We start from the raw sequence: 26,806 nt of genomic DNA, 5'->3' as shown, positions 1-26,806 counted from the left end.
GCCATGAAACGACAGATGCATCTCGGCCTGTTCATCCTGGGGACCGGCAGCCATGTCGCGGGCTGGCGCTATCCCGGCGCGGTCGACAGCTTTCAGGATTTTGCAGCGATCCAGCAGATGGGCCGCACCGCCGAGCGCGGCAAGTTCGACCTGATCTTCATGGGCGACAATCTCTACGCCGATGCCGCCGCCCACCCCTCCTACACGTTGCGGCTCGAGCCGCTGACCATGCTGGCTGCGCTCGCAACCTCCACCAGCCATATCGGCCTCGGCGCCACCGTCTCAACCACCTACAGCGATCCGTTCTCGGTCGCACGCGTGTTCGCCTCGCTCGATCACATCTCGAACGGCCGCGCGGCGTGGAACGCGGTGACAACGGCCAATCCGGCCACCGCGGCGAATTTCGGCACCACCCATCCCGACCACGCCCGCCGCTACGAGATGGCCAGCGAATTCCTCGACGTCGTCAAGGGATTGTGGGACGGCTGGGCCGACGATGCCATCGTCGCCGATCGCACCAACGGCCTTTACATCGATCCAGCGAGGCTCCGTCCGATCGACCATGAGGGCCCATTCTTCAAGGTGAAGGGCCTGCTCAATATCGGCCGGACCCCGCAAGGCCACCCCATCGTTCTCCAGGCCGGCGGCTCCGAGGCCGGACAAGCGCTCGCCGCGCGCACCGCCGATATCGTATTCTCGGTGGTGCAGGACATCGACGAAGCCAAGGCCGGCTATGCTTCACTGAAGACGCGGCTGCCGTCGTTCGGCCGCTGGCCTGAGGATGTCACGGTGCTGCCGGGCGTGATGCCCGTCGTCGGCCGCACCGACAGAGAAGCGTTCGAGAAGCTCAACACGCTCCAGAGCTTTGTCAGTGGCAGCAATGCCCTCGCCATCCTGTCCGACCGCTTCGGGCGCGACATGTCGGCCTACGATCTCGACGGGCCGATCCCGGACATCGCGCCGTCGGACAGCTATCACAGTTTTGCCAGCGTCATGCTCGCCAAGGGCCGCCGCGAGAACATGACGCTGCGCGATCTCTATAATCTCACGGCAGCAGCCCGCGGCCATTGGGTGCTGTGCGGCTCGGCCGAGCGCATCGCCGACACGCTCCAGCTCTGGTTCGAGGAACATGCCGCCGACGGTTTCAACGTCATGCCGCCCTATTTCCACGAAGGGTTCGAGGATTTCGTCGAGCTCGTCGTGCCGATCTTGCAAGAGCGCGGGCTGTTCCGCGCGGAGTACGAAGGCACGACCTTGCGCGATCATCTCGGCCTCGCGCGTCCCGCGAATCCGTTCTTCGCGGCCTAGAGCGCGCCGGCGATCCGCAGTGCCTGATCGAGCGCCTGCACCTCGTTTGGTGTTGCCGGTGGCTGCGGCGGCCGCACGGCGTCGCATGAGAGACGGCCGAGCAGTTTCAGGCAGGCCTTGAGCCGCACCGTTGCCCGCCCCCCGGGCGCATCGCGGTAGATCGCGACCGCCAGCGGATAGAGCTTCTCGTGCGCGGCGCGCGCCCGCTCCCAATCACCGGCTTCCGCCGCGGTCCAGAGGCCGACGACAAGCTCCGGCACGACGCAGGCAAGGCTCACCTGGCTGCCGGCCGAGCCGACGAGATAGCTCGTCAACAGATGTTCGTCGCCCGAGCCGAGCACGACGAATTCCGGCCGCAGCTTGCGGATCAGCCGCAGATTCTGCTCGTAGGTCGCGACTTCCCAGCTGCCCTCCTTGATCGCGACGAAGCGAGGATCGGCGACGAGCCGTGCCAGCAGCGGCGGCGCATAGGCCATGGCGCCCGCACCGACGGGCGCGGCGTAGAGCATCAACGGCACCGTCGTGGCATCGCGGACATGGCGGTGATGTTCGATGGCACAGTCGTCGGCGTGGCCGAGCGCCCAGCTGTTCGGAGGAAACACCAGGAGCCCGTCCGCGCCGGCCTGCTCCAGCGCAGCCGCCTCGCGCGCGGCCTCCAGGCTGGATTCATGATTGACGCCAGAGACGATCAGGCAGTCCTTTGGGGCATGCTTGCGCGCCAGCTCCACCACGCGCCGTTTCTCGGCCAGCGACAGCACAAAGTTCTCGCCGGCGTGGCCGTTGACCAACACCCCATTGACGCCCGGCGTTGACGCGACCGAGGCGAGATGCGCTACGAGCTTCGCCTCATCGATCCCAAAGTCAGGCGTCATAGGCACGATCGTCGCGGCATGGATGCCGCGCAGGCGATCGCTGAATGTCCGCATCGCGATCGACATCGGCTAGTGAATGATTTGGTCGAGGAAGGTCCGGGCACGCTCGGACTTCGGGTTCTTGAAGAACTCCTCCGGCGCGGCCTGCTCGACGACCTTGCCCTCGTTCATGAACACGATACGGTCGGCGACCTCGCGGGCAAAGCCCATCTCGTGCGTGACGCACAGCATGGTCATGCCCTCTTCCGCGAGCTTCTTCATGGTCTCCAGCACTTCCTTGACCATTTCCGGGTCGAGCGCCGAGGTCGGCTCGTCGAACAGCATGATCTTCGGCCGCATGCACAGCGCCCGCGCAATGGCGACGCGCTGTTGCTGGCCGCCCGAGAGCTGCCCGGGGAATTTCTCGGCCTGATCGGGAATCCGGACCTTGGTGAGGAAATGCATGGCGAGGTCTTTTGCCTCAGCCTGCGACATGCCGCTTACGGTCATCGGCGCCAGGATGCAGTTCTCCAGCACCGTCATGTGCGGGAACAGATTAAAACTCTGGAACACCATGCCGGTGTCGCGCCTGACCGCATCGATGTTTTTGCGCTGGTGATCGAGCTCGATGCCGTTGACGTAGATCAGACCCTCGTCGTGCTTCTCGATGTGGTTGATGCAGCGAATGAGTGTCGACTTGCCCGAGCCGGAGGGACCGCAGACCACGATCTTCTCGCCCTTGGCGACCTTGAGGTCGACCTCGTTCAACGCGGTGAAGTCGCCATAGTGCTTGTAGACGGCCTCCATGCGAACCGCGGGCACCTCACGCAACTGCGGCTGCGCCGCGACGCCCTCGGCACCGCCGGCAATATTCATCGACATCTCGCTCATGCCCTGGCCTCCACGCTTGTCTGCGCAACCGGCGCACTCGCCGCGACCCGCCTCGATTTCGCAGCGCTCGATCGACCGAAATGCTTCTCCAGCCGGCGCTGAACCGCATCCCAGACCGACGTGAGGATCAGGTAATAGGCCGTTGCCGCAGCGTAGACTTCGAGGATCTGGAAATGCTCCTGCATCAGCATGTCGCTGCGGCGCATGAGCTCCTCGACCGAGATGACGGAGGCAAGCGACGTCGCCTTCAGCAGCGAATTGATGGAGTTGCCGAGCGGCGGGATCATCAGCCGGAATGCCTGCGGCAGGGTGACCCGCCGGAACGTCGTCCAGGGCGACAAGCTCAGCGCCCAGGCGGCTTCGCGCTGCCCCGCCGACACCGCCATGAAACCGCTGCGCACGATCTCGGCGAGATAGGCGGCCTCGTTGAGGATGAGGCCGACGAGTGCGCAGGTGATCACGGAGAACTTGATCCCCAATTGCGGCAGGCCGCTGTAGATCACCACCAGCTGGATCAGCAGCGGCGTACCGCGGAAGAACCAGATGTAGAAGCGCGAGAAGCCAGAGAGCACCGGATTGGACGACATGCGCATCAACGCGATGCCCATGCCGAGGATCAATCCGCCGATCACAGCCGCCACCGTCAAGCCGATGGTGACGAGCACACCCTTCATCAGGAAGTAGTTGAAGAAGTAGTTGACGGCGGCCGTCGGACTGAAATGGCTCATCGGCTCGTCTCCGTAAGGTTCAGGCTGGACCGGGGCCGGCGATCGCAAGCGGCTGATCGGCCGGCATGCTGGTCAGGCCGAACTTGTCGAACAGCGCCTGATAAAAGCCGTCGGCACGCATCGCGTTGAGCGCCTTGACGACGGTATCGGCCACCGTCTTGTTGCGGAAACCCAGCGTGGTCCGCGCCGTGCCGAGCCCGCTCAACACTTCCTTGACGCGGCCACGGCCGACGAGATCGCGCGCCACGCTGTCGACCAGCAGCGCGTTGTCCACCTGTCCTGCGAGCAGCGCGCTGACGACGTTGGTCGCGGTCGGAAACGTACGCATCTCGATGGCAGGGCCGCCCTTCGCCACATTGGTATCGCTGAGCTTCTTGAGCCAGTTCATCTGGTAGGTAGAGACCTCGACCGCGGATGTTTTTCCGATCAGGTCATTCTCGGTAGCAATTTTTATGCCGCTGTCGGGCGCAACCACGACCGAAATGGCCTGAATGGCGTAAGGCACCATGTACATCAGCTTCGAGCGTTCCTCGGTCCAGAACATCCCGGTATTGACGCCATCGATGCGCGCCGCACCCATGGCCGGGATCATCGCCGGAAAATCCATCCGGACGAGTTCGACCGGAAGGCACAACCGCTTGCCGAGCTCGGCGGCGAGTTCCACGTTGAGGCCCTGCAACTGGCCATCCTTGTCGACGAATTGCTGCGGCGGGTTGGTCGGGTTGATCGAGAGCTGCAACTTGCCCGGCGCAATCAGATCGCTGTCGGCGATCGCGGGCGTGCATGCGGCATGCGCTGCATTGGCTACGAAGACGAGTGCGGCAGCGGCACTCAAGCGAAGCAGTGTCGAGAACATTCTTTACCTCCAGTAAGACGCCAATGACCGATGCAGTCCCTCGCCCGGGATTCCCCCTCGACGTTTCTTGGATGCCGCCGACCGGATCTCGCGACACGGCAGGCAGCACCGTCTTTGTCCCGCTTCAAGCCGGTCCCGACATCGGCCTGAGCTGGATGCGCATGAAATTCTTCACGAGGGATTCGAACGGGCCGAATCCCTTCACTTTCAAAAACTCCGGCGTCTCGAACGCCCAGCGTCCCGCGACCTCGTACATGGCCGCGTATTTCGGCCCGTCGCCGACCGAGACGAAGCGCTTTGCCGACAACCAGCCGGGACAGGCGAGCAGATCGGGAAAATGCCTCTGCTCGTACCAGGCGTTGAACGCAGCTTCGTGCTCGGGGTCGATGTCGACCCGCACGATGTGGATGAAGGCTTCGTCGGTCATGGGCTCGCGCCTCACGCCAGACGGATGTCGCCGGCGGCGCGCGCCGCGCCGACGGTCGTTGCAATGGCCTCGCACAGCGCGGGAAGGACCGGCAGCAGCGGTGGCCGCGGATCGGCGTTGCGGATCAGGCCAAGCGCCCTGAGCCCGACCTTCATGCGCGTATGCATGTCCATGATCGGCGCCGGCCCGTAGATGACGCGGACGATCGGATAGAGCCGCTCGTTGACGGCACGCATCGCCTTGAGATCGTCGGCGAGCGATGCCTGCCACAGCGCGATGAACAGGTCCGGCGCGAGGCTGACAAGGCCGGACAGTATGCCGTCGCCGCCGACGGCGAGCTGCGGCAGGAACCAGTTGAAGTTCGACGGCAGGATCGCGACGGAGGGATCGGCCTGCTTCACCGCCCGGCGGTTCTCATCATAGGCCAGCATGGTGTCGCTGCCTTCCTTGATGGCGATGACGCTGTCCAGCGCCGCGATCTTCGCCAGCGTTTCCGGCGAATAGCCGGAGCCGGACGCCAGCGGATACTGGAAGATCGACACCGGAATTCCGATCGCGGAGCTGACCGCCTGCACGAAGGCCACCGGCGCGCGCGAGGTCGCGGATGCACCGCCGCCGAGCGGCGCCGGTGGAAACAACACCGCGCAATCGGCCCCGGCAGCCTCGGCGAGCTGCGCCTGATGGATCGCCTCGGCGGTGGAATGCGCGATGATGCCTGACAGCAGCGGCTTGCCGCCGATCTGCCGGCGCGTCCGCGAGATCACCGCCTGACGCTCGTCATCCGAGAGCGATCCGCCCTCGCCGGCATGTCCGTTGACGAACACCGCCGCAATTCCATCCGGACAGGCGCAATAGTCGAGCACGCGGGCATAGCCGTCCCAATCGATCGAGCTGTCGTCCCTGAAGGGCAGCACGGTTGCGACCGTGACGCCGCGCAAGTCAGCTTTCTTCATCGGCTTGCTCATGACAGTTTGCGCCGCGGGAATTTCAGGCTCGCACGCGCTTTCAACACTTCGAGGCCGCCCTCGTTGCGGGCACTCGCTTCCCAGATGATGGTGCGGGTCTCGTCGTGCTGCTCGGCGATCCAGACGTCGAAGGTGAGCGTGTCGCCGTAGAACACGGGACCAGTGAACCAGAACCGGTCCTCCACCGACACGCCGATGGTGCCGACCAGCTCGCTGGTGAGGATGCTGGTGCAGAGCCCCGCGACCATGATCCCCGGCGCCAGCCTGCGGCCGAAGCGCGTCGCGCCGGCATAGACATCGTCGACATGAACCGGGCCGAAATCGCCGGTCGCGGCGATGTAGAGCGCGCCGTCCGCCTCGGTGATGGTCTTGCTCAGGCTGACCCTGTCGTTCACCCTGAGATCGTCGAAGGATTTTGACTCGTACATGGCTCAGCCCAGCGCGAAGGGAACGAGCGTTGCGGTGCCGTCCACCACGGTCACGTCCGAAGGCGACAAGGTGCAGGTCACGCGGCAGACCGCCTCCTCGCCCGCAACCGAGACGATCTCGGCCTTGGCCTCGACGGAATCGCCGACGATCACGGGCGCGGCGAAATTCAGCACGATGCTGCCGATCCGCCGGGTCGGCCCGCCGAGCTGGCTGAGGCACGTCGTGGCGAGACCTCCGACCGCGAGCTCGAAGGCGACCATGTTGGAGGCGCCGGCCTTTTTGGCCCTGATAGCATCGACATAGAGACCGCCGAGATTGCCACTGATGCCGGTGAACATGGCCTGCTCGGCCACCGTCATGGTCTTGCGGAAGGCAAAGGCGGCGCCGGGCTTGAGAGGTGCGTGAGACATCGGTCGTTCCCTAGAGCTGCAAGCCGTTCTTGATGGTGCTGCGCGCAACCAGCATGCGGTGGATTTCGGAGGTGCCGTCATAGATGCGGGTGACGCGCGCATCGCGATACATGCGCTCCAGCGGCAAATCCTTGCTGAAGCCCATGCCGCCGAACACCTGGATGGCACGGTCGACCACGCGGCCCTGCATCTCGGACGCCGCGACCTTGATCATCGAAACCTTGTCGCGCGCATCCCGGCCCTGATCGATGTCCCAGGCGGCGTTCATCACCATCATCTTGACGCCGAAGATTTCGGTTGCGGAATCGGCAATCAGCTTCTGCACCATCTGAAAATCGCCGATCAGCTGGCCGAACTGGCGCCGCTCGCCGGCGTGCTTGCGCATCATTTCGAGCGCGCGCTGCGCCATGCCGACGGCGCGCGCGCCGATATGGGCAAGCCGGATCTGGAGCACACTCTGCATGATCAGTTTGAAGCCGCCGCCGACCTCGCCGAGCACGGCCGCCTTCGGAATGCGGCAATCCTCGAAACTCAGCTCGGCATGGCCGTAGCCGCGATGGCCCATCATTGGCTGGGTGCGCGCGACCTTGAAGCCGGGCGTGCCACGATCGACCAGGAACAGCGTGATGCCGCCGCGCGCCCGCTTGTCCTTGTCGGTCAGCGCCATCAGGATCACGTAGTCGGCGATGTCGCCGTCGCTGATGAAATGCTTGGTGCCGTTGAGCACCCATTCGTCGCCGTCAAGGTGAGCCGTGGTGCTGATCGACGCCGCATCGGAGCCGGCGCCCGGCTCGGTGATCGCCATCGCGCAGATCTTGTCGCCCTTCACCGTCGGCAGCAGATAACGCTCGACCTGGTCGCCCTTGCAGGCCATCAGCATCGGATAGACCTGGCCGAACACGCGGCGGATCAGCGCATCGGAGGTCTTGCCGAACTCTTCCTCGACGAGACAATGCTCGATACAGGACAGCCCGCCACCGCCGACATCCGCCGGCATGTTCATCGCGTAAAGGCCGAGTTTTTGGGCCTCGGCCTTGGTCACCGCCAGCTTGTCGGCTGGCACCGTGGCCGTCTGCTCCACGATTTCTTCGAGCGGTTGCACCTCCGTCTCGACGAAGCGGCGGACGGTGTCGATCAGCAGGCGCGTATCCTCTGGGATTGAGAAATCGATCATCGCGCCACTCCGACAGCCTTGCCGGCGATCATCGCGTCGATGTCGGTGGCACCGTAGCCGATCTCGCCGAGCACCTCGCGGGTCTGCGCGCCGAGCCGCTGCGGCACCAGCCGCACCTCGGGCGTCTGGCCGTCATAGCGGGCGGGATGCGCGACCATGCGGATGGGCGCGCCGCCTGCGCTCTCGGCGCTCTTGAACACGCCGAGATGGTTGAGCTGGGGATCGGATACGAGATCGCGATAGTCCTGCACCGGCGCGTGCCAGACCTTCGCGGCCTCAAGCGAGGGCAACCAATCGGCGGTCGACTTCTGCTTCAGCTTGGCCGCGACGATCCGCGTGATCTCCTCACGCTTCGAAAAACTGTCGCTCTCCCCAAACTGCTTCAGCTCCTCGCTGTCGAACGCGACCGCCAGCGCCTTGGGCGCGGCCATGGAGATCGCCATATGACCGTCCGCTGTGGCGTGAACGCCGTAAGGTCCGGGGCTGAACCAGGCGGCGATGCCGGCCGGACCGCGCGACGTCGGCGACGGCGCGCCGTTCAGCCAGGCTGTCAGCGGCTCGACCTGGAGATCGAGCGCCGCTTGATAGAGGTTGACCTCGACGAGCCGTCCCTTGCCTGTCTTCGTCCGGGCGAACAACGCGGCGAGAATGCTCATGGCATAGAGTGAGGCCGCGTGCTGGTCGACGATGACGGCGCCGACCGCCGTCGGCTCGCCATCTGCGCGTCCCGTTCGCATCGCAAGCCCCGACATCGCCTGGAGCAGCAGGTCCTGACCCGGACGATCCTTGTAGGGACCGTCCGATCCGAAGCCGGTAGCAACCGCATAGATCAGGCCCGGATTGATGGCCTTCAGCGTGTCGTAACCGAGCCCCAGCTTGGCCATGGTGCCCGGCCGGAAATTCTCCATCACGACATCGGAGGACGCGACCAGCTTCTTCACGACGGCGATGCCGTCGGGATGCTTGAGGTCGACGGCGATGCTGCGCTTGTTGCGCCCGGTGGCCAGATGATTGACGCTGTCGCCCGCGACGAAATGATTGGCGACCGCCCAGTTGCGCTGAAACGCGCCCTCGATCGGCTCAACCGCGATGACGTCGGCGCCGAGATCGGCGAGCGTCTGAGCGGCCAGTGGTCCCGCGAGGTAGTGATTGAAGCTGAGGATCTTGACGCCGTCGAGCAGGTTCATCCGTTCACATCCAATTTAGGCAGCCGCAATTGGCGCACTGCGCCACGCCAGATCGAACGCCTTGACCAGGGCGCGTGCAGCAGCATCCTGCGCCGCTGGCAACGGCAGCCGCGGCGGACGCGGATGGCCGACCGCAAAGCCCATGTGGCCGAGCAGCGCCTTGCTGCCAGCGACATAGGCCTGACCGCCAACGAATTCGATCACGGGCAGATATTTGAGATAAAGCTCGCGCGCCTCTTTGATCGCACCCTGATCAGCAACCAGGCTGAAGATGCGCGCCATCTCCGCCGGCACCACATTGGAGGCGACCGCCACCCAGCCCTGCGCCCCTTCGACGAAGGATTCGAAGCCGAGGATGCCGCCGAACACGGTCATCCTGTCGCCGCAGAGCCGGATGATGTCGCGCACCCGCGTCACCTCCAGCGTCGACTCCTTGATATAGAGACAGTTGTCGATCTCGGCGATGCGCGCCACCAACTGTGGCTTGAGATCGACATTGGCGGTCGCCGGATTGTTGTAGACCATGATCGGCAGCGCGATCGCATCCGCCACCGTCTTGTAATGATGGACGAGCTCATCGTCGGTCGGCGTCGAATAGAACGGCGGGATGATCATGACGCCGTCGGCGCCCAGCTTTTCGGCACGGCGGCTGAGGCGCACCACCTCGCGCGTATCCTCCGCGCCGGTGCCGATCAGCACGGGCACGCGTCCCGCGGCCTGAGTGATGACGATTTCGGCGACCAGCGCCTTCTCGTCATCGTCCAGCGACAGGAACTCGCCGGTGGAGCCGAGCGGGATCAGTCCGTGAATGCCTTCGGCAATCTGCCAGTCGACGAAGGCACGGAGGGCCGCGACATCGATCTCGCCGGCTGCCGTGAACGGGGTAATCATGACGGTGTAGGTGCCGCGGAACGTCTTCATCAGGGAACAGCCCGGTAATCGGTTGAATTCAGGCGATGGCGGCCGCCTGCGGAATATCCGCAACATTGATGCAAACGATTGCAGAACTGGCTCTGCATTGGGCAACACCATCCATTTTTTGAGCTTGATCCGCGTGGAATTAGCTCTTAGCTTTTTGCAATCGTTTGCAGTCTATCGGCAGGTTGGATGAGCGTCACGCTCAAAGATGTGGCACAGGCGGCCCGCGTTTCGGTCAGTACGGCGTCCCGCGCGCTGACGGGAACCGGGCTGACGAGCGAGCGCACGCAGCAGCGCCTGACGCGCATCGCGCGCGAGCTCGGCTATCGACCGAACCCGATCGCGCGCGGCCTGAAGACCGGGCAGTCGCGGCTCGTGGCCCTCCTCGTGCACAATCTCACCAACGCCTCGTTCCAGGTGATGGCCGAAGTGGTGCAGGCGCGCCTGAAGGCGCTGAACTATCAGATGCTGCTGTGCATCGGAGGCGACGACGCGCAACAGGAGAGCGACACGCTGACCACGCTGGTCGACCACCGCATCGACGGGCTGATCGTCGTGCCGACGGGAAAGAATGGTGCGCAGCTCAAGACCTTGGCGAAAGACGTCCCGATCGTCTGCCTCGTGCGTCGCGATGACGCGACCGACCTCGAAACCGTGCTCGCCGACGATCCGCAAGGCGCCTATCTCGGCACGCGCCATCTGATCGAGCTCGGACACAAGCGCATCGGGCTGATCGTCGGCCGTCAGGATACCACGTCAGGCCGCGAACGCCTGTCCGGCTATGTCCGCGCGCTGCGTGAGGCCGGCATCGCCAAGGACGACACATTAATTCATGCCGGCCATTTCGTGCCCGAGACCGGTGCGAGCTGCTGCCGCAAGCTGCTCGATCTCCCCCGCCCGCCCAGCGCGATCTTCGTCGCCAATCACGAGGCGACGCTCGGCGCGCTGCGCGTGATTGCGGAACGGAACATCGCGATCCCCGACGATCTCTCGCTGCTCTGCTACGAGGACATGCCCTGGTTCGAATGGCATCGCCCGGCGATCAGCATCGTCGACAACGGCGCGCGCGATCTCGCCAATCTCGCGGTCGACCGGCTGCTGCATCGCATGGATGCGAAAGGCAACGGCAATGACGGCGTGCGCGAATATCGCGTCGGCGCCCGGCTGGTGCAGCGCGATTCTTGCCGCCGGATCGATGCCGCCAGCAAGCCGAAATCCCCAAAATCCAAATCGTCTGCGGCCAAGCCCGCGAAGGTCTGATCGATGCCCTATGTCGAGGTGCTCGCCCCACAAGTTCCATCCCAACGCAAGGCCGCACTGGCGAGGTCCGTCACCGACGGCCTGATGTCGGCGTTCGGCGTCACCGCCGACACCGTCACACTCTATTTCCTGCCGATCGCGGCCGACGATTATGCCCATGCCGGCGTCTTCGGCGCTCAAGCGACCGGCCAACGCATCCTGCTCAAGGTCCACGCGTTCCGTCGTACCGAGCCCGAGCGACGCGCCGCGGCCATCGCGCTGACCCGCGGCGTCTGCACCGCCTATGGCGTGCCCGGCGACGACGTCGCGGTCTATTTCTGCGATCGCGACAAGAGCGAGGTGTCACACGATTCCAAGCTCGCCAGCGACTGACGGGAGCCGCACGCCATGGATCGTTTCTATAGCCAAGACCAGAAAGCCCTGCGCGAGACCGCCCGCCGCTTCGCGGAAGCGGAGATCCTGCCGCGCGCCGCCGCGATCGACCGCGAGGACCGGTTTGACCGCACCCTCTACAAGGGCATGGCCGATCTCGGCCTGTTCGGGATCTGCCTGCGCGAAGGCGCCGGTGGCGCCGGCCTCGACGCGATTGCGGCCTGCATTGCGATGGAGGAGCTGGCGCGCTGCTCCGGCGCGGTCGCCAATGCGTTTGCTATTCCCGTCGAAGCCGTGCTGTTCTTCGACCATCACGGCACCGACGCGCACAAGGCGCTGATCCCCAAGATTCTCAGCGGCGACATCATTCCGGCCACCGCCGTGTCCGAGCCAGATCATGGCTCAGACGTCGCGGGCATCCGCACCAACGCAGTGCGCGAGGGCAACGGCTGGCGGCTCAACGGCACCAAGGCCTGGGTGACGCTCGGCGGTGTCGCTGACCGCATCATGGTGTTCGCGCGCACCGGCGCGGATGCGGGCCATCGCGCCATCTCCTGTCTGCTCGTCGACGGCACCCTGCCCGGCATCGCGCGCGGCAAGAACGAGGAGCTGCTCGGCATGCACGGCCTCGACGACTGCCAGATCACGTTTTCCGATGTGCAGTTGCCGGCCGACAGCGTGATGGGTCCGGAGAACCAGGCCTTCAAGATGGCCATGAGCAATTTCAACTTCAGCCGGCTGATGATGGCTTCGATGGCGCTCGGCATGGCGCAGGCGGCGTTCGAGGACGCCACCGCTTACGCCAAGGACCGCAAGCAGTTCGGCCAGGCCATCATCGGCTACCAGGCGGTGCAGTTCATGCTCGCGGACATGTCGACCGACATCGCGGCTGCGCGCCTTCTGATCCATCACGCCGCGCGCCTGCACGATGCCGGTGAGCCCATTGCCAAGGAAGCCGCGCAGGCAAAGCTGTTTACCACCGACATGGCGATGAAGCACGTCTCCAACGCACTCCAGATCCACGGCGGTAACGGCTATTCCCGCGAATACCGCATCGAGCGCATTTTTCGCGATGTCCGCCTTGCCCAGATCTATGAAGGCACCAACCAGATCCAGCGGCTGATCATCGCCCGGCAGGTCGAGAAGGAGGCCGCGTGATGCGGGACGCGCGCACATGCTGAGCATCATCACGGCGGAGCAAGCAGCTAGCCTCATCCGCGACACCGATACGCTGATCGTCGGCGGCAATGGTGGCACCGGCGTTGCCGAAGCCATCCTCGACGCGCTGGAGCAGCGCTTCGTCAGTGGCCAGGGCCCGCACAATCTGACGCTGATCAACATCACCGGCGTCGGCGCCGTCACCGAGAAAGGCCTGTGCCATCTCGCCCACGAGGGCCTGATCGCGCGCGTGATCGGCGGCAATTTTGGACTTCAGGTGCCGTTCATGCGCCTCGTCCGCGACGAGCTGATCGATGCCTATAATTTCCCACAGGGCGTGATGAGCCAGCTCTGCCGCGCCATGGCGGCGAAGCATCCGGGCGTGCTCACCCATGTCGGCCTCGACACCTACATGGATCCGCGCCAGGACGGCGGCCGCATGAACAAGCGCACCACTGCGCCTCTGGTCGATCTGCTCGAGCTACATGGCCAGTCGTACCTGCTCTATCGCGTCCCCGCCCCGCCCGATGTCGCGATCATCCGCGGCACCTCGGCGGACGAGGACGGTTATATCAGCATGGAGCACGAGGGCACGACGCGCGAGGATCTCTCGATCGCGCAGGCCGTGCACAATGCCGGCGGCACCGTGATCTGCCAGGTCAAGCGCATCGTCAAGCGCGGCTCGATCCATCCGCAGATGGTGAAGATCCCCGGCTTCCTGATCGACCACGTCGTGCTCGAGCCGGATCAGATGCAGACCTACGGCACCGTCTACGATCCCGCGCGCTGCGGCGAGACGCGTGTACCTGTGGCGATGATCACGCCCGATCCGCTCACCGAGCGGCGCGTGATCGCCCGCCGCGCCGCCTTCGAGCTGCGCCCGCGCGATGTCGTCAATCTCGGCGTCGGCATCTCCGCGATGATCCCGAATGTCGCGGCCGAGGAGGGCATCTCCGACCTGATCACGTTGACGGTCGAATCCGGCGTGGTCGGCGGCGTGCCCGGGCACGCCCGCGAGTTCGGCACCGCCATCAATCCGCGAGTCATTCTCGACCAGGCCTATCAGTTCGACTTCTACGACGGCGGTGGCCTCTCCTGCGCGTTCCTCTCCTTCGCTGAGGTGGATGAGACCGGCAACGTCAACGTCACCCGCTTCGGCGAGCGCCGCGATGGCTCCGGCGGCTTCATCGACATCACGCAGAACGCCAAGCGGCTGATTTTCAGCGGCACCATGACCGGCGGCAAGTTCGACATCGGTGTCGAGAACGGCCGCCTCGCGATCCGGCGCGATGGCGCCTTCCGGAAATTCGTGTCTAAGGTGGGCCAGATCAGCTTCAGCGCCTCGCTTGCCGCGCAGCGCGGCCAGCACGTCAGCTACGTCACCGAGCGCGCCGTGTTCGAGCTGGAGAACGGCAGCGTCACCCTGACCGAGATCGCGCCCGGTGTGCGGCTGGAGGAGGACATCCTCGCCCATATGGGCTTCCGACCGCGCATCAGCCCGCAATTGAAAGATATGGACCCGCGCATCTTCCGCTCCGGCCCGATGGGGATTGCGCAAAGTTTTATGGCGCTGCCGGCGCGGTCGCGCAAGGTCGCCTGAGGGATCAGCATGGACACGAGCGCCCCGATCAATCTCCGTTACGAAGACATCGCGCTCGGAGAGGAGTTCGAGACCGCCGTGCACACTGTGACGGAGGCCGACATCGCGGTCTTCGCCGACGTCACACGCGACCATCATCCGCTTCATATCCACTCAAGCTACGCCCGCTCGCGCGGCTTTCCCGCGGTGATCGGTCACGGGCTGTTCGGGTTGTCGCTGATGGAAGGGCTGAAGTCGGAATTGAAGCTGTACGAGGAGACCTCGGTCGCCTCGCTCGGTTGGGACGAGGTGAAGTTCAAGGGGCCCATAGTCGCCGGTGACGCCCTGCGCGTCCGCTTCCGCTTCGTCGAGAAGCGGCCGACCAAAAATCCTGAACGAGGCATCGTCGTCGAGACGCTCGACCTCCTCAACCAGCGCGACGAGGTCGTGACCGCCGCGCGTCATATCTCGCTGATCCTGACCCGGCAGGCCGCGCGCGACGCGACTTCTGCCACGTGACAATGAACGGAGACGTCGGACCGGAGACGGCTCAACTGCCACCCACGATTTGACAGGAGTAATTTGATGCGATTTCCAAAAACCTTCTCCGCCCTCGCCGTTCTGATCGGCCTGACGCAAGCGGCCGGCGCCCAGACCTGCACACCGAAGGTGCCGGCATCGAGCCTGATCGAGGCACCGAAATGGCAGATGTCGATCAACCCGACGCTGCCGCCGCAGCAATTCGTCGACGACAAGGGCGAGTTGCAGGGCCTCAATGTCGAACTCGCCCGCGAGATCGCCAAGCGCATCTGCATCGAGGCTGTGTTCCTGCGCATGGACTTCCCGCCGATGATCCCGGCGCTGCGCTCCGGCCGCTTCGATGCCATCAACACCGGCCTGTTCTGGACCGAGGAGCGCTCGAAGATGCTCTACCTCGTGCCTTACGCACAGCAGGCGATCAGCATCTACACCGATCCCTCCTCCAGCCTGAAGCTGGAGAAGTTCGAGGACCTCGCTGGCCGCGTGGTCGGTGTCGAATCCGCGACCTACACCGAGCGCAAGGCGCGCGAATTCAGCGCGGCGATGGAAGCCAAGGGCCTCAAGCCGATCGAGCTGCGCACCTTCACCACGGTGACCGCGACCTCGGCAGCGCTGCGCGCCGGCCAGTTAGAGGCCGCGCTCAACATCAACGAGACGGCGAATTCGCTCGAGCAGAAGGGCATCGCAAAGATCTGGGTGCGCGACATCGCCGGCACCGACATCACCTTCGCCTTCCGCGACAAGCTGCTCGCGCAAGCTTTCGCCGACGCGCTGACGGCGGCCCGCGCCGACGGCACCTATGATAGACTGTTCGACAAGTTCGGCATGACCAAGCTGAAGACCACGACGTTCGCGATCAGGGGTGACGGGCCGACGAATTGAGGGGGCGGCGGCTCTCCTCGCGCTCGCAATGACCGCCATGTCCGCTCCGTCATCCTGAGGTGCGAGACGTGCGTTGCGAAGCAGCGCGCGGGGAGCCTCGAAGGATGCACGGCCGAGATGATGCAGCCGGGCCGTCGCCCTTCGAGGGCCGCTGAAGAAGCGGCCACCTCAGGGTGACGGTCATGGATGGGTAGTCGCGGCCTTTGCGGGCCGCGCCGATTTGGCTCAACGGAAATTGCCCTTGGTCTCGGGGATCACGACCGCACCGATCGAATAGATCACGAAGACACCGACTGAAAAATAGGCCAGCGACATCGGAATCTCCGCGGGGCTGCCGCTCACCAGCGAGACGAAGGTCGGCATCATGCCGCCCAGCGCAAAGCCGATGTTCCAGGACAGGCCCGTGCCGCTCGCGCGCAGCGCGGTCGGAAAGCGCTCGTTCAGGAAGATCAGCACCGGCGCATAGCCGGCATTGCCGATGAAGGCGATGGCGAACGCATAGAGCGTGATCTGCGTCGTGTCCTTGGTCGCCGCGAGGTTGAGATAGCACAGCGGCAACAGAACCGCCGCGAGGACACCGATCAGAAGGAACGTCTTCTTGCGGCCGATACGGTCGCTGAGTGCACCGATCAGCACCGCGGAAACGAACGCCGACACGCTCGCTCCCATCAGAATCAGCGACGAGGTCTGGTTCGGGACCGCGTTGATGACTTTCAGGAAGCTCGGCAGATAGCCGGAGGTCAGATAGTAGCCCGCGCCGCCACCGAAGGTGATCAGCAAATTGACCAGCAGAACGCCGCGATATTCGCCCGAGAATACGTCCTTGACCGGCGCCTTCGAGACCTTTGCTTGCTTGTTGCCCTGCTGGCGCTTGAGCTCCTTGAAATAGGGAGATTCTTCGAGGTTGCGGAAGATGAACCAGCCGAGCAGCGAGCTCAGCAGCCCCGAGAAGAACATGAAGCGCCAGCCCCAGACGGCGAAGGCATCGCCCGGAAAGATCGAGGACGTGATCAGGAAGATGAAGGACGCCAGCAATGCGCCGATGCCGGCACCGCCGCCGCCAACCAGGCCCGACATCGCGCCGCGCCAATTCGCCGGCACCGATTCCGTGCCGATCGTATGGGTGGACGCCACGACGCCGCCGACGAAGATGCCCTGCACCAGGCGCAGGATCAGGAAGATGACCGGCGCGATGACACCGACCTGCGCAATGGTCGGCAGCAGGCCGAACGCCGCCGTGCTGAGACCGACGCCGACGATGGCGATCAGCATGGCCTGCTTGCGGCCGTGGACGTCGGCATAATGGCCGAAGATTGCCGAGCCGAGCGGCCGCATCAACAGCGTGACGGCGAACGAGCCGTAGACCGCGGCCAGCGACAGCGCCGGATTGCTCGACGGAAAGAACAGCGCGCCGATAACAGGCGCCACATAAAGAAGAATGAACAAATCAAACAGGTCGAGTGCCCATCCGAGCACCGACGCGATGATCGCATTGACCATCTGCTTGTTATCTGCGGACGCTTGTGCACCTGCGACCGGCATATCCATCTCAGCCATTTTTATTTACCTCCCCGTTTTGGTTGAGCCGCGGTCCGCGCCATTGCGAACCGCGGCAGTTTTGTCGCGTCTCAGCGGCCGGCGAACTTCGGCGGACGCTTGGCGTTGAAAGCCTCGACGCCTTCCTTGAAGTCTTCCGACTGGCGCAGGCGGCTGTAGCAATGGCCTTCGAGCTCGATCGCGATGGCGAGCGTCGAATCCTCGGTGTCATTGAGGAGCTTTTTGGCGGTGCGCTGCGCCAGCGGCGAGAAGGTGCGGAGCTCGTCGACCAGCTTGTCGGTCGCCTTCTCCAGCTCGGCATCCGGCACGCATTCGGTGGCGATACCCCAGTCGAACGCCTGCTTGGCCGAGATGCGCTTGGAGCGCATCACGATGTCCTTGGTGCGGGTGATGCCGACCATCTTCTGCAGGCGTGCCGAGCCGCCCGAGCCCGGGATCTGGCCGAGCCTCTGCTCCGGGAGCGCGTATTGCGTGGTCTCCGAGGCGATGCGGAAATCGCAGGCCAGCGACAGCTCAAAGCCGACGCCGAAGCAATAGCCGCGATTGGCGACGATCACGGGTTTTGCGCAGCGCGCGGGCGCCGCGATGTTCCAGGCGAGCTTGGAGACGTGCTCCGGGCTCGCTTCCATGAAGCCGCCGATGTTCCCGCCGCTGGAGAAGTGCTCGCCCTCGCCGCGTACGACGATGACGCGGACGCGCGGATCTTCGTCCAGCGTCTCGAAGGTCAGCCGCAACTGGTCGCGCTGCGGCATCGCCACGATATTGTAGGGCGGACGTCCCAGAATGATGTCGGCGCGCTCATGCGCCTCGTCGATCTCGACCTTGAACCCGTCGAGTTTTGCTAATCGGGGATCGGTAAAATTATAGGCTGACGGCATCTGTGCTTCCTTCTGTTGATGATTGTTGATCACGCCGCGTCCGATGGCGGCAGGCGCTCGGCCTCGTATTCTCCGGCGACGAGCAGTCGCCGCAGCAGCTTGCCTACCGGCGATTTCGGAATCGCGTCGACGAAGACGTAGCGGCGCGGACGCTTGAAATTGGCGAGCCCCGAGGTGCGGCAGAACTGTTCCAGCTCGACATCGGAGACCGCGCGATTGCGCTTGACGAAGGCGGCGACGATTTTGCCCCATTTCTCATCGGCGACGCCGACCACGGCAACCTCATCAACCGCCGGATGTAGCGACAGGCAGCTCTCGATCTCGACCGGCGAGACGTTCTCGCCACCGGTGATGATCATGTCGTCGACGCGGCCGGTGACGAACAGATCGCCGTCGGGATCGACGAAGCCGGTGTCGCCGGTAAAATACCAGCCCTCGCGCAGCGATTTTGCGTCGGCCTCCGGGCGGCGCCAATAGCCTTCGAAGGCCTCGTCACCGGCGAGCGTCGCGATGATCTCGCCCTCCTCACCGACCGCGGCAAGATCCGCGATCGAGCGCGCGCCGATGCGCACGACCTTCACGTGCTGGTTCAGCCCGGCCTTGCCCGCCGACCCGGGCTTTGCCGCCGCGTTCTGGTCGATCGTAAAGGTGTAGATCTCGGAGCTGCCGTAATGGTTGACGAACAGGTTCGGCTTGAACGCCTCGTTCAGCTTCTTTAGGAGGCCATCGGTCATCGACGCGCCGGCGAAGCCGAGCTTGCGCACGCTGGAGACGTCGGTTTTGGCAAAGGCGTCGTGATGGACGAGGTCGTGATAGAGCGTCGGCACCAGATAGAGATTGGTGATCGCCTCCTGCTCGATCAGCGCCAGCGCCTGGCGGCTGTCATAGCGCGGCAGGCAAATAAAACGGCCGCCGATCAGCGACATCGCCAGCAGCGAGCGGACGCCCATGGTGTGATAGAGCGGCATCACGCCGAGCGTGCGCTCGCCGCGGCCATAGAGATTTTGCGCCACATGGGCGATCGCCGCGGCGCGCTCGGCGCGATGCCGGCGCGGCACGCCCTTCGGCCGCGAAGTCGTGCCCGAGGTGTAGAGCATGATCGACCAGGCATCGGCGCCAACGCGCGGCTCGGCGTCCGGCGCGCTGTCCTTGATCAGACTTGCGAAGCTGGTCGCCTCGCCCGTGCCGGGATCGACGGACACGCGCAGCAGCTTGCCTGATAGCGCAGAGCCCTGCACGGCCTCAGCGGAAATGTCCTGATAGACAATCGCGCAGGCCTCGGCGTTCTCGATACAGTAATCCAGCTCGTCGGCCTTGGCGCGCCAGTTGATCGGCGTGATCACGAGGCCGGCGAACTGGCAGGCCCAGTGCAGTGTCGCGGCCTCCCAGCGGTTTTGCAGCAGCGTGACGACGTGATCGCCGGGCTTGAGGCCAAGGCGGTCGAACGACACCACCAGCGCGGAGATCTTGTCGTACCACTGCCGATAGGTCAGGCGGAGATCGCCGTCGACCAATGCGATGGCATGGGGATCGCGCGCTGCGCTGGCCATGAAGCTGCTGGCGAGATCAAGCATCTGACGTCTCTTGTTTGGATGAAGCGAGTTTTGCGGCGGCTTCGAGCGCCGCCGTGATGATCGGGGTGTAGCCGGTGCAGCGGCACAGGTGCCCGCTGAGGAGATCGCGGATCTCCGCTTCGGTAGGCGCCGGGTTGCTAGCGAGATAATGGTCGAGCGACATCAAAATGCCGGCGGTGCAGAAGCCGCACTGAAGCGCGTGGTTGCGGCGAAACGCCTGCTGCAACACGCCGAGCCGGTCGGCCGAGGGCGCGAGCCCTTCGACCGTCTTGATCTCGCAGCCATCCACTTGCGCGGCTAGCGTGAGACAAGCGCGGGTCAGCATGCCATCGACAACGATGGTGCAGGCACCGCAGGCGCCATGCTCGCATCCGACATGGGTGCCGGTCGCACCCAGCTGATGGCGCAGGAAATCCGAGAGCAGCATGCGCGGCTCGGCCTCACCCTCGACGGACTTACCGTTGAGCGAGAAACGAACGGAATGGCGGCTGTCTGCCTTGAGACGGGTCATTGCAGCACCTCGCCGATCAGGTCGCGGCCGATCATGCGCACGAGGTCGCGGCGGTAACGCGCGGTGGCATGGACGTCGTCTCGCGCGCCGAGCTCGTAGGCAAAGGCGTTGAGGGCATCGTCGAGCGCGCTGCCCTCCAGCCGCGGCCAGTCCCGCACCGTCGGAACATCGGCGATGCCGCCGACGGCGAGCCGCACACCTGTCGGCGTCTTCAAAGCGGCGCAGGCAACGATGGCAAAATCGCCGTGACGACGCGCGACCTCGCGGAAGGCGAAGCGCGATCCCTTGATGACGGGCAGCGAGATACCCTCGATCAGCTCGTCATCGGCACGTGCGGTCAGCATCATGCCGGCAAAGAAGTCCTTGGCCGCGACGCGGCGTCGTCGTTTGGCATCGCGCAGAAACACCTCGCCGCCAAGCGCGACCAGCGTCAGCGGCATCTCGGCGCTGGGGTCGGCATGCGCGAGCGAGCCGCAGATCGTGCCGCGGCTGCGGGTCTGCATGTGCCCGACCCAGGGCAGCGCCAGCGCCACCAGCGGCAGCGCCTCGGTGAGGTCAGACCATGCCAAGAGATCGGCCTGGCGAACGCCGGCGCCGATCACGACGGCATCGCCCTTCCGCTCGATCTGGCGAAGTTCCCCGATCCGCATGATGTCGATCAGCAGCTTTGGCTTTGCGAGGCGCATGTTGAGCATCGCCATCAGCGACTGCCCGCCCGCGAGCACGCGCGCGTCGCCGCCTTGCTGCGCAAGCCCTTCGAGGACGTCACCGATGCTCTCGGCGCGGAGATAATCGAATGCGGGCGGCTTCATCGGCGCCCTCCGAACAGGCCGGCCACCTTCGCCAGCAGCGCGAACAGCGAGAAGCCGCCGCCCGGCGCGCCGCCGCCGGCCTTGCGGGCGAGCGCCGTGAAGAACTGGTCGATGATCACCCGCGTTGCGCCGTCGAGCAGGCGGCCGCCGATGCTCGCGACCTTGCCGCCGATAGCGGCGTCATAGCTGTAGGTCAGCTTCGTTCCGTCCTTGCCGTCGGGCGCTAGCGTGATGCGTCCCTCGGCGTTGCCAAAGCCGAGCGCACCGGTCGCTCCTCCGCGCAAGGAGACGGCGCGTGGCGGATCGAGATCGAACAGCTCGACATCGGCGCGATAGCGCCCCGAGACGGGGCCTATGCCGAGCGTCACGTCGGCGCGGAAATGCGTGTCCGTGATCTTGTCGACGCGCTGGCAGCCGGGAATGACCGATTGCAGCGTCGCGGGATCGAGCAGCATCGCCCAGACCTGCTCGGGCACGCCCTTGACCAAGGCCTGCCCCTCGCCGCGCAATCGCCGGTCGCCTTCGCGCACAGGCGCGACAGCCGCGCCGCCAGCCGGAGGCGGCGGTTCGGCGCCGCGCACGAGTTCAGCCAGTCGCGCCGGCACCAGAGGCAGCGTGATGTCGGCAACGCCGAGCGCATCCGCAACCGCATTGGCGAGGCAGACCGGTGTCGACATGCAATTGCCCTCGCCGACGCCTTTTGCGCCGAGCGGCGTGAACGGCGACGGCGTCTCCATGTGGATGATCTCGGGCTCCGGCACCTCGGTTGTGGTCGGCAGCAGATAGTCGGCGAGAGTCCCGGTGAGAAAGCTGCCGTCCTCGGCGTAGGCATATTCCTCGTAGAGCGCGGCGCCGAGCGCCTGGGCAAAACCGCCGCGGATCTGGCCGTTGACCATGCCGGGATGCAAAATGGTGCCGCAGTCATGCATGGTGACGTACCGGTCGATCCGCGTCTCCAGCGTAACGCGGTCGATCTCGACGCCGCAGAAGTCGAAAATGAAACCGTGGCAAAGCGAGGAGTTGATGCGGTCGTCCTCGTCAGGCGGCGTCAGCTCCGGCGGCGTCCAGAACATTGTCTCGCGAATGGTCTGGCCGGCATCGTCAGGCAGCGAGCCCGGCGACCAGTGGCTGAGCGCCGCGACGCGCGAGAACGCAATGCGGTTTTCAGGATTATGTTTGGAAGCGACGAAGCCCTTCGCGAACACGATGTCGACGACCTCGACGTTCAACTGGCTGGCTGCAATGCGAGCGAGACGCCCGGCGACGCGCTCCGCCGCGAGCTTTGCGGTACCGGCGACTGCTGCCGCAAAACGGCTGGCGTAATTCCCCGACGCGATCGACCAGGCATCCTTGGCCGTGTCGATCTCGGTATTGACGCGGATATCCTTTGGCTGAAGGCCGAACACGTCGGCGACGACCTGCGACAGCACCGTGCGGTGGCCCTGCCCCTGCGGCACGGAGGCAACGTGAACGGTGACGCTGCCGACCGGATCAAGCCCAACAGTCGCCGTTGCCTGCGCGCCGTTCTTCGGACCGGCCTTGCGGCGCTCGGCCGCCGTCAGCACGGTCGTGATATAGCCCATGTTGGAGACGCTGGGCTCGACCACCGCGGTGAAGCCGATGCCGTAGAGCCGCCCCTGCGCCCGCGCCTCGTCGCGCTTCGCCTTCAACTCGGCAAGCCTGCCCTGCGCGACCGCGCGCGAAACCGCTTCCTGGTAGTTGCCGGAATCAAGCAAGGCACCGGTCGCGGTGCGATAGGGAAACGCGCCGGCGTCAATCAGATTGCGCTTGATCACATCGAGCGGATCGAGGCCGAGGCCGATTGCGATCCTCTGAACCAATCGCTCCAGCGCGAAATAGACCTGCGGTCCGCCAAAACCTCGATTGAGACCGGTCGGCGTCTTGTTGGTGACGACGACGCGGTTGCGGATCTTGACGTGACCAATGTCGTAGGCGCCGGTCATGTTGCCGTGCATGCGGTAGAGCGTCGCCGGCTCGGGTGCGCGCAGATGCGCGCCGCAATCCTCGACCTGGTCCCAATCGAGCGCGAGGATCTTTCCGTCAGCCGCGACCGCCGCCGCCAAGGTCGTCGCGCGATTGGTCGCCGACACCGACGCAGCGAGATGCTCGAGCCGATCCTCGATCCACTTCACTGGCCGACCCGCAACGCGCGCGGCGGCCGCGATCAGCACGATGTAGGGAAACACACCCTGCTTGACGCCAAAGCTGCCACCGGAATCAGGCGGCGTGCGCAGCCGCAGCCGGTTGCCCGGCACCTTCAGCGCACGCGCAATGACCGTGTGGATGCTGAACGGGCCCTGGAAATTGGCGAGCACCTCGTAGGCATCCTCGCCGGCATCGTGCGATGCAACGACGCCATAGGTCTCGATCGGCGTGCATGAGTTGCGGGGGTATCTGATGTCGATGGAGAAGCGATGCGGCGCGTCCGCAAACGCCTTTTCAGGGTCGCCGTAACGGAAAGTGCGTTCGCTGGCGAGATTGCCGGGGAAGCCGTCATGCAGCACCGGCGCGCCTGATGCGAGCGCGCCGAGCGGATCGACCACGGCGCCGCGCGGGCGATATTCGACGTTGATCAGCTCTGCCGCATCCTCGGCACGTGCGCGGTCGGTCGCAACGACCACGGCGACGGGCTCGCCGACATAGCGCACGCGGTCCATCGCAATCGGCCAGCATTCGACCGGCGCCTTCACACCGACGACGAGGGTTGTCGTGACCGCCTTGACGTCCTCGCCCGTCAGGACCGCGGCAACGCCCGGCAGACGCTTCGCGGCTTCAGTATCGATGGAAAGAATATCGGCATGCGCGTGCGGCGAGCGCAAAATCGTCGCGTGCAGCGTGCCGGGCGCGACGCCGAGATCGTCGATGAAGCGGCCGCGGCCAGAGAGCAGCGCGGCGTCCTCGACGCGCTCGATCGAACGCCCGACCCACGGCCTCTCGCCACCCTGATCGACTGAATTTGCGGATTGAACCGCAGCCTGCACCATGTCCCGGCATACCTCCCGACGCGTTCTTTGACGCGACGGTGACAGATGTCAGGACAGGGGATGCGGGGGCCATACCACCCGCTCTCACGACTTACCAAATCGTCTCATTCGCGCGCGTGCAGCGCAATATCAACCCAAAAGAATCAACCAGCGAGACGCGAGACGTTGCGAAACTCGCGCGGGCTGACGCCGGCATGATCGCGGAAAAACCGCGTGAAATGCGCCGGCTCCGGAAAGCCAAACCGCTCGCTGAGCTCACCGAGCGGCGTGTCCTCGCGCATCACAGCATCGAGCGCGCGCTCGATGCGCACGACGTTGAGATAAATCTTCGGCGAGACACCGAGCGATGTCTCGAACAGGCGGAAGAACTGCGCACGCGAGAGCCCTGCGCCCTTCACGAACTGATCGACGTTGGCATAGGAATCATGCACCCGCATCGCGTCCATCGCGCGGCGGATGCGCCAGTCGCAGCTCACCGCGCTCATGCCGCGGATCGAGGTCGGAAAGCTGCGCCAGGGCGTGAAGCGCTCGATCACCGCGATCATGAGGTCGGACAGCGTCTGCTCGTGAGTCCGCACCGCATCCGGATTCGCCATCATTTCGGCCGCCAAATGCAGCGTAAGCTGGCGGATGCGCGGCGACACCTCGCCCGACGGACGCTCGAAAAAGCCGGGCGCGCCGCTCGCGGCCCAGCCGGGACGGAACTCCTTCAGCCATTCCGGCTCAATGTAGAGCGCCATGATGAGGGTTTTCGGGCGATTGACGTCATGCACGTAAGCGTGCGGCTTCCAGCCGTCGACGAGGACGGCGGCGGCGTCCGTCAGCGGCGTCACCTGGTCGCCGACCATGAACTGGGTGTCGGCGCCCTCGACCTTGAGCAGGACGTGGCAGTGATGATGGGCGTGACGGACCAGCGAACGATCCATGTCGAGCAGAGCGACCCTGCCGAAAGCGCCATGGGCGATGCGCAGGGCCGTCGACATCAGTTCCTTCCTCCCGGCATTGCGCCGCAAAATGATTGGCTTGTTGGCGCGGCACTATAAGCAGCACCGGCTACATATTCCAACCGCGCAAAGCGACGCAAGTCCCTATCGGCCGGTAACCCGCTCACGTCCGCGCCTCCGCAAGAAACCGCGCGACCGCGGCGCCCGGGTCGGCCTGCAAGGCGGTGGCGAGATCGACCTCCTCCTCGCCCCTGACGCGGATGCGCTTGAAAGCGAGCTCGGGCGCGCTGACCGGCGCGGTCGCATCGAGGCCCATCTTGGCGCCGATGCCGTTGTCGGTGGTCGGATCGAGCTTTGAGCCGAGCGCGCCTGATACGACCATGAGATCGCGGTCGGCCTGGAAGCGCGTCGCCACCGCCCATTCGATCTCCTCGGACGAGGAGATGTCGACGTCCTTGTCCACCACGATCACCTGCTTGATGTCGTAATGCGCGCCGAAAGCGCACATCATGATGTTCTTGGGCTCACCGTCGTTGGTCTTGTCGATCTTGATGGCAAGATGGTAGCGGCAGGTGCCGCCGCGCGTCAGGCGAACGTCGAGCACATTCGGGAAGCTGCGGCGCAGATGCTGAAGCAGCGTCGCCTCGCGTGGCACGCCGCCGAGGATCAGATGCTCGAAACCGCCGCCGACGATCGTGTGAAAGATTGGCGCCCTGCGATGCGTGATCGCATCGACCTCGATCACCTCGCGATTGGCGCGCGGGCCGTAATATTGAGGGAATTCGCCGAACGGCCCTTCCGGCTCGCGCACGCCCTGCAGGATACGTCCTTCGATCACGATCTCCGCATGCGCGGGAACGCGAACCGAATTGGTGCGGCATTTCACGACATCGACCGGCGAACCAAGCAGCGCGCCTGCGATCGCCATCTCGTCCTCGTCGAGCGCGGCGATGGCTTGAGATGCCAGCATCAGCGCCGGATGCGCGCCGATGACGATCGCGATCTCCAGCGCCTGGCCCATCTCCTCCGCAAAGCGATAATAGGAGAACGTGTGCCGCGGCAGTAGCAGCACGCCGATGCGGTTCTTGCCAGAGATCTGGCAGCGGTGGATCGAGACGTTCTGCACACCCGTCCTGGGATTGCGGGCGATCAGCAGGCCGGCGGTGATGTAGGGACCGCTGTCGCGCTCATTGTGCTTGGGCACCGGAAGCTGGCGGAGCAGATCGACCTCGTTGTGAACGACGTCCTGCACCGGCCCACTCGCAACCTCATGCGTCGGCAGCGGATGGCTTGCGGCAGCAAGAAACCGCGGCAGCAGCTGGTCCTCGGTCACCCCGATGGACTCGGCGACCCAGTCGCGGCCGGCAAAGAGGTTCGCAACAACGGGAATCGCGTGCCCGTCAGGACGCGGAAACAGCACGGCACTTTCGCGCTCCAGACGCTTGGCGATTGCGGCGAGTTCGTCGGCCAGACCAATGCCCTCGCGGGCAATCGCGAGCTTGCCGCGTTGGGCGAGATAAGCGAGCCACGCGCGCAGATCAGCAGGCGCATTTACACTTGTCCTGGCCGGAGTTTCCATTTGCATATGAC

At 65.0% G+C, this 26,806-nt stretch carries 26 protein-coding genes; 7 read left to right on the top strand and 19 right to left on the bottom strand.

The window, feature by feature from the left end:
• Positions 1-3: 3 nt before the first annotated feature.
• Complete coding sequence (locus B5V03_RS24625; RefSeq protein WP_129272968.1) at positions 4-1,308, top strand: LLM class flavin-dependent oxidoreductase; 1,305 nt, start codon at positions 4-6, stop codon at positions 1,306-1,308.
• Here the strand turns inward: B5V03_RS24625 and B5V03_RS24620 are convergent.
• The 11 genes from B5V03_RS24620 to dapA form a co-directional block, all read right to left on the bottom strand.
• Complete coding sequence (locus tag B5V03_RS24620) at positions 1,305-2,234, bottom strand: dihydrodipicolinate synthase family protein (RefSeq protein ID WP_245502332.1); 930 nt, start codon at positions 2,232-2,234, stop codon at positions 1,305-1,307. The genes B5V03_RS24625 and B5V03_RS24620 overlap by 4 nt on opposite strands.
• Positions 2,235-2,249: 15 nt before the next feature.
• On the bottom strand, positions 2,250-3,050 hold the full coding sequence (locus tag B5V03_RS24615; RefSeq protein ID WP_129272966.1) for an amino acid ABC transporter ATP-binding protein: 801 nt from the start codon (positions 3,048-3,050) through the stop codon (positions 2,250-2,252).
• The gene (locus B5V03_RS24610; RefSeq protein ID WP_129272965.1) at positions 3,047-3,778 is read right to left on the bottom strand and encodes an amino acid ABC transporter permease; all 732 of its coding nucleotides are present in this window, start codon (positions 3,776-3,778) and stop codon (positions 3,047-3,049) included. The genes B5V03_RS24615 and B5V03_RS24610 overlap by 4 nt, the downstream gene beginning before the upstream one ends.
• Before the next feature lie 19 nt (positions 3,779-3,797).
• Positions 3,798-4,634, bottom strand: coding sequence for an ABC transporter substrate-binding protein (locus tag B5V03_RS24605; protein WP_129272964.1), 837 nt, complete (start codon positions 4,632-4,634; stop codon positions 3,798-3,800).
• A gap of 124 nt (positions 4,635-4,758) precedes the next feature.
• A complete protein-coding gene (locus B5V03_RS24600; protein ID WP_164988251.1) occupies positions 4,759-5,061 on the bottom strand; it encodes a DUF4286 family protein in 303 nt (100 codons plus the stop codon).
• A gap of 11 nt (positions 5,062-5,072) precedes the next feature.
• Entirely contained in the window at positions 5,073-6,014 is a 942-nt protein-coding gene (locus B5V03_RS24595; protein ID WP_245502331.1) for a dihydrodipicolinate synthase family protein, read from the bottom strand.
• Between the two features lie 8 nt (positions 6,015-6,022).
• On the bottom strand, positions 6,023-6,454 hold the full coding sequence (locus B5V03_RS24590; protein WP_129272961.1) for a MaoC family dehydratase: 432 nt from the start codon (positions 6,452-6,454) through the stop codon (positions 6,023-6,025).
• A 3-nt stretch (positions 6,455-6,457) separates the two neighbouring features.
• Positions 6,458-6,865, bottom strand: coding sequence for a MaoC/PaaZ C-terminal domain-containing protein (locus B5V03_RS24585; protein WP_129272960.1), 408 nt, complete (start codon positions 6,863-6,865; stop codon positions 6,458-6,460).
• 10 nt (positions 6,866-6,875) lie between these two features.
• Entirely contained in the window at positions 6,876-8,039 is a 1,164-nt protein-coding gene (locus tag B5V03_RS24580; protein ID WP_129272959.1) for an acyl-CoA dehydrogenase family protein, read from the bottom strand.
• Positions 8,036-9,226, bottom strand: coding sequence for a CaiB/BaiF CoA transferase family protein (locus B5V03_RS24575; RefSeq protein WP_129272958.1), 1,191 nt, complete (start codon positions 9,224-9,226; stop codon positions 8,036-8,038). The genes B5V03_RS24580 and B5V03_RS24575 overlap by 4 nt, the downstream gene beginning before the upstream one ends.
• 15 nt (positions 9,227-9,241) lie before the next feature.
• Positions 9,242-10,150: a 4-hydroxy-tetrahydrodipicolinate synthase gene (gene dapA / locus B5V03_RS24570; RefSeq protein WP_164988262.1), complete on the bottom strand. Its 909-nt coding sequence runs from the start codon at positions 10,148-10,150 to the stop codon at positions 9,242-9,244.
• A gap of 183 nt (positions 10,151-10,333) precedes the next feature.
• Here dapA and B5V03_RS24565 point away from each other — a divergent pair, with 183 nt between their 5' ends.
• The 6 genes from B5V03_RS24565 (at position 10,334) to B5V03_RS24540 (ending at position 15,935) form a co-directional block, all read left to right on the top strand.
• Positions 10,334-11,404, top strand: a complete 1,071-nt coding sequence (locus B5V03_RS24565; RefSeq protein WP_129272956.1) for a LacI family DNA-binding transcriptional regulator — start codon at positions 10,334-10,336, stop codon at positions 11,402-11,404.
• 3 nt (positions 11,405-11,407) lie between these two features.
• The gene (locus tag B5V03_RS24560) at positions 11,408-11,776 is read left to right on the top strand and encodes a tautomerase family protein (protein ID WP_129272955.1); all 369 of its coding nucleotides are present in this window, start codon (positions 11,408-11,410) and stop codon (positions 11,774-11,776) included.
• Between the two features lie 15 nt (positions 11,777-11,791).
• Positions 11,792-12,934, top strand: coding sequence for an acyl-CoA dehydrogenase family protein (locus tag B5V03_RS24555; protein ID WP_129272954.1), 1,143 nt, complete (start codon positions 11,792-11,794; stop codon positions 12,932-12,934).
• Between the two features lie 16 nt (positions 12,935-12,950).
• The gene (locus B5V03_RS24550) at positions 12,951-14,534 is read left to right on the top strand and encodes an acyl CoA:acetate/3-ketoacid CoA transferase (RefSeq protein WP_129272953.1); all 1,584 of its coding nucleotides are present in this window, start codon (positions 12,951-12,953) and stop codon (positions 14,532-14,534) included.
• 9 nt (positions 14,535-14,543) lie between these two features.
• Positions 14,544-15,032, top strand: coding sequence for a MaoC family dehydratase (locus tag B5V03_RS24545; protein ID WP_129272952.1), 489 nt, complete (start codon positions 14,544-14,546; stop codon positions 15,030-15,032).
• A 66-nt stretch (positions 15,033-15,098) separates the two neighbouring features.
• Positions 15,099-15,935, top strand: a complete 837-nt coding sequence (locus tag B5V03_RS24540; RefSeq protein WP_129272951.1) for an ABC transporter substrate-binding protein — start codon at positions 15,099-15,101, stop codon at positions 15,933-15,935.
• A 225-nt stretch (positions 15,936-16,160) separates the two neighbouring features.
• On the opposite strand, the gene B5V03_RS24535 is transcribed toward B5V03_RS24540, so the two are convergent.
• The 8 genes from B5V03_RS24535 to B5V03_RS24500 all read right to left on the bottom strand — a co-directional run bounded on the left by B5V03_RS24535 (position 16,161) and on the right by B5V03_RS24500 (position 26,801).
• Entirely contained in the window at positions 16,161-17,492 is a 1,332-nt protein-coding gene (locus tag B5V03_RS24535) for an MFS transporter (protein WP_129272950.1), read from the bottom strand.
• A 71-nt stretch (positions 17,493-17,563) separates the two neighbouring features.
• Positions 17,564-18,370, bottom strand: coding sequence for an enoyl-CoA hydratase/isomerase family protein (locus B5V03_RS24530; protein ID WP_129272949.1), 807 nt, complete (start codon positions 18,368-18,370; stop codon positions 17,564-17,566).
• A 29-nt stretch (positions 18,371-18,399) separates the two neighbouring features.
• Positions 18,400-19,944: an AMP-binding protein gene (locus tag B5V03_RS24525; RefSeq protein ID WP_129272948.1), complete on the bottom strand. Its 1,545-nt coding sequence runs from the start codon at positions 19,942-19,944 to the stop codon at positions 18,400-18,402.
• Positions 19,937-20,455, bottom strand: a complete 519-nt coding sequence (locus tag B5V03_RS24520) for a (2Fe-2S)-binding protein (protein WP_129272947.1) — start codon at positions 20,453-20,455, stop codon at positions 19,937-19,939. Before B5V03_RS24520 ends, B5V03_RS24525 begins: the two co-directional genes overlap by 8 nt.
• Positions 20,452-21,267: an FAD binding domain-containing protein gene (locus B5V03_RS24515; RefSeq protein ID WP_129272946.1), complete on the bottom strand. Its 816-nt coding sequence runs from the start codon at positions 21,265-21,267 to the stop codon at positions 20,452-20,454. Before B5V03_RS24515 ends, B5V03_RS24520 begins: the two co-directional genes overlap by 4 nt.
• Positions 21,264-24,272 carry a xanthine dehydrogenase family protein molybdopterin-binding subunit gene (locus B5V03_RS24510; protein WP_164988250.1) on the bottom strand — a complete coding sequence of 1,003 codons (3,009 nt, stop codon included), beginning with the start codon at positions 24,270-24,272 and terminating at the stop codon, positions 21,264-21,266. Before B5V03_RS24510 ends, B5V03_RS24515 begins: the two co-directional genes overlap by 4 nt.
• A gap of 143 nt (positions 24,273-24,415) precedes the next feature.
• Entirely contained in the window at positions 24,416-25,255 is an 840-nt protein-coding gene (locus tag B5V03_RS24505; RefSeq protein WP_129272944.1) for a helix-turn-helix transcriptional regulator, read from the bottom strand.
• A gap of 124 nt (positions 25,256-25,379) precedes the next feature.
• A complete protein-coding gene (locus tag B5V03_RS24500; RefSeq protein ID WP_164988249.1) occupies positions 25,380-26,801 on the bottom strand; it encodes a UbiD family decarboxylase in 1,422 nt (473 codons plus the stop codon).
• Positions 26,802-26,806 lie beyond the last annotated feature (5 nt).

The organism is Bradyrhizobium betae, from assembly GCF_004123905.1.
Taxonomy (GTDB): Bacteria; Pseudomonadota; Alphaproteobacteria; order Rhizobiales; family Xanthobacteraceae; genus Bradyrhizobium; species Bradyrhizobium betae_A.
The sequence above is the reverse complement of the archived record's forward strand: the minus strand, read 5'-3'. Positions and strand labels throughout refer to the sequence as shown.

Coding starts and splice junctions, on each gene's coding strand:
- B5V03_RS24600 (WP_164988251.1), bottom strand. CDS start 5,061: ATGACCGACGAAGCCTTCATCCACATCGTGCGGGTCGACATCGACCCC.
- B5V03_RS24550 (WP_129272953.1), top strand. CDS start 12,951: ATGCTGAGCATCATCACGGCGGAGCAAGCAGCTAGCCTCATCCGCGAC.
- B5V03_RS24555 (WP_129272954.1), top strand. CDS start 11,792: ATGGATCGTTTCTATAGCCAAGACCAGAAAGCCCTGCGCGAGACCGCC.
- B5V03_RS24515 (WP_129272946.1), bottom strand. CDS start 21,267: ATGAAGCCGCCCGCATTCGATTATCTCCGCGCCGAGAGCATCGGTGAC.
- B5V03_RS24510 (WP_164988250.1), bottom strand. CDS start 24,272: ATGGTGCAGGCTGCGGTTCAATCCGCAAATTCAGTCGATCAGGGTGGC.
- B5V03_RS24520 (WP_129272947.1), bottom strand. CDS start 20,455: ATGACCCGTCTCAAGGCAGACAGCCGCCATTCCGTTCGTTTCTCGCTC.
- B5V03_RS24590 (WP_129272961.1), bottom strand. CDS start 6,454: ATGTACGAGTCAAAATCCTTCGACGATCTCAGGGTGAACGACAGGGTC.
- B5V03_RS24610 (WP_129272965.1), bottom strand. CDS start 3,778: ATGAGCCATTTCAGTCCGACGGCCGCCGTCAACTACTTCTTCAACTAC.
- B5V03_RS24565 (WP_129272956.1), top strand. CDS start 10,334: ATGAGCGTCACGCTCAAAGATGTGGCACAGGCGGCCCGCGTTTCGGTC.
- B5V03_RS24525 (WP_129272948.1), bottom strand. CDS start 19,944: ATGCTTGATCTCGCCAGCAGCTTCATGGCCAGCGCAGCGCGCGATCCC.
- B5V03_RS24540 (WP_129272951.1), top strand. CDS start 15,099: ATGCGATTTCCAAAAACCTTCTCCGCCCTCGCCGTTCTGATCGGCCTG.
- B5V03_RS24560 (WP_129272955.1), top strand. CDS start 11,408: ATGCCCTATGTCGAGGTGCTCGCCCCACAAGTTCCATCCCAACGCAAG.
- B5V03_RS24505 (WP_129272944.1), bottom strand. CDS start 25,255: ATGTCGACGGCCCTGCGCATCGCCCATGGCGCTTTCGGCAGGGTCGCT.
- B5V03_RS24530 (WP_129272949.1), bottom strand. CDS start 18,370: ATGCCGTCAGCCTATAATTTTACCGATCCCCGATTAGCAAAACTCGAC.
- B5V03_RS24595 (WP_245502331.1), bottom strand. CDS start 6,014: ATGAAGAAAGCTGACTTGCGCGGCGTCACGGTCGCAACCGTGCTGCCC.
- B5V03_RS24535 (WP_129272950.1), bottom strand. CDS start 17,492: ATGGCTGAGATGGATATGCCGGTCGCAGGTGCACAAGCGTCCGCAGAT.
- B5V03_RS24625 (WP_129272968.1), top strand. CDS start 4: ATGAAACGACAGATGCATCTCGGCCTGTTCATCCTGGGGACCGGCAGC.
- B5V03_RS24585 (WP_129272960.1), bottom strand. CDS start 6,865: ATGTCTCACGCACCTCTCAAGCCCGGCGCCGCCTTTGCCTTCCGCAAG.
- B5V03_RS24620 (WP_245502332.1), bottom strand. CDS start 2,234: ATGCGGACATTCAGCGATCGCCTGCGCGGCATCCATGCCGCGACGATC.
- B5V03_RS24500 (WP_164988249.1), bottom strand. CDS start 26,801: ATGCAAATGGAAACTCCGGCCAGGACAAGTGTAAATGCGCCTGCTGAT.
- B5V03_RS24615 (WP_129272966.1), bottom strand. CDS start 3,050: ATGAGCGAGATGTCGATGAATATTGCCGGCGGTGCCGAGGGCGTCGCG.
- B5V03_RS24575 (WP_129272958.1), bottom strand. CDS start 9,226: ATGAACCTGCTCGACGGCGTCAAGATCCTCAGCTTCAATCACTACCTC.
- B5V03_RS24545 (WP_129272952.1), top strand. CDS start 14,544: ATGGACACGAGCGCCCCGATCAATCTCCGTTACGAAGACATCGCGCTC.
- B5V03_RS24580 (WP_129272959.1), bottom strand. CDS start 8,039: ATGATCGATTTCTCAATCCCAGAGGATACGCGCCTGCTGATCGACACC.
- B5V03_RS24605 (WP_129272964.1), bottom strand. CDS start 4,634: ATGTTCTCGACACTGCTTCGCTTGAGTGCCGCTGCCGCACTCGTCTTC.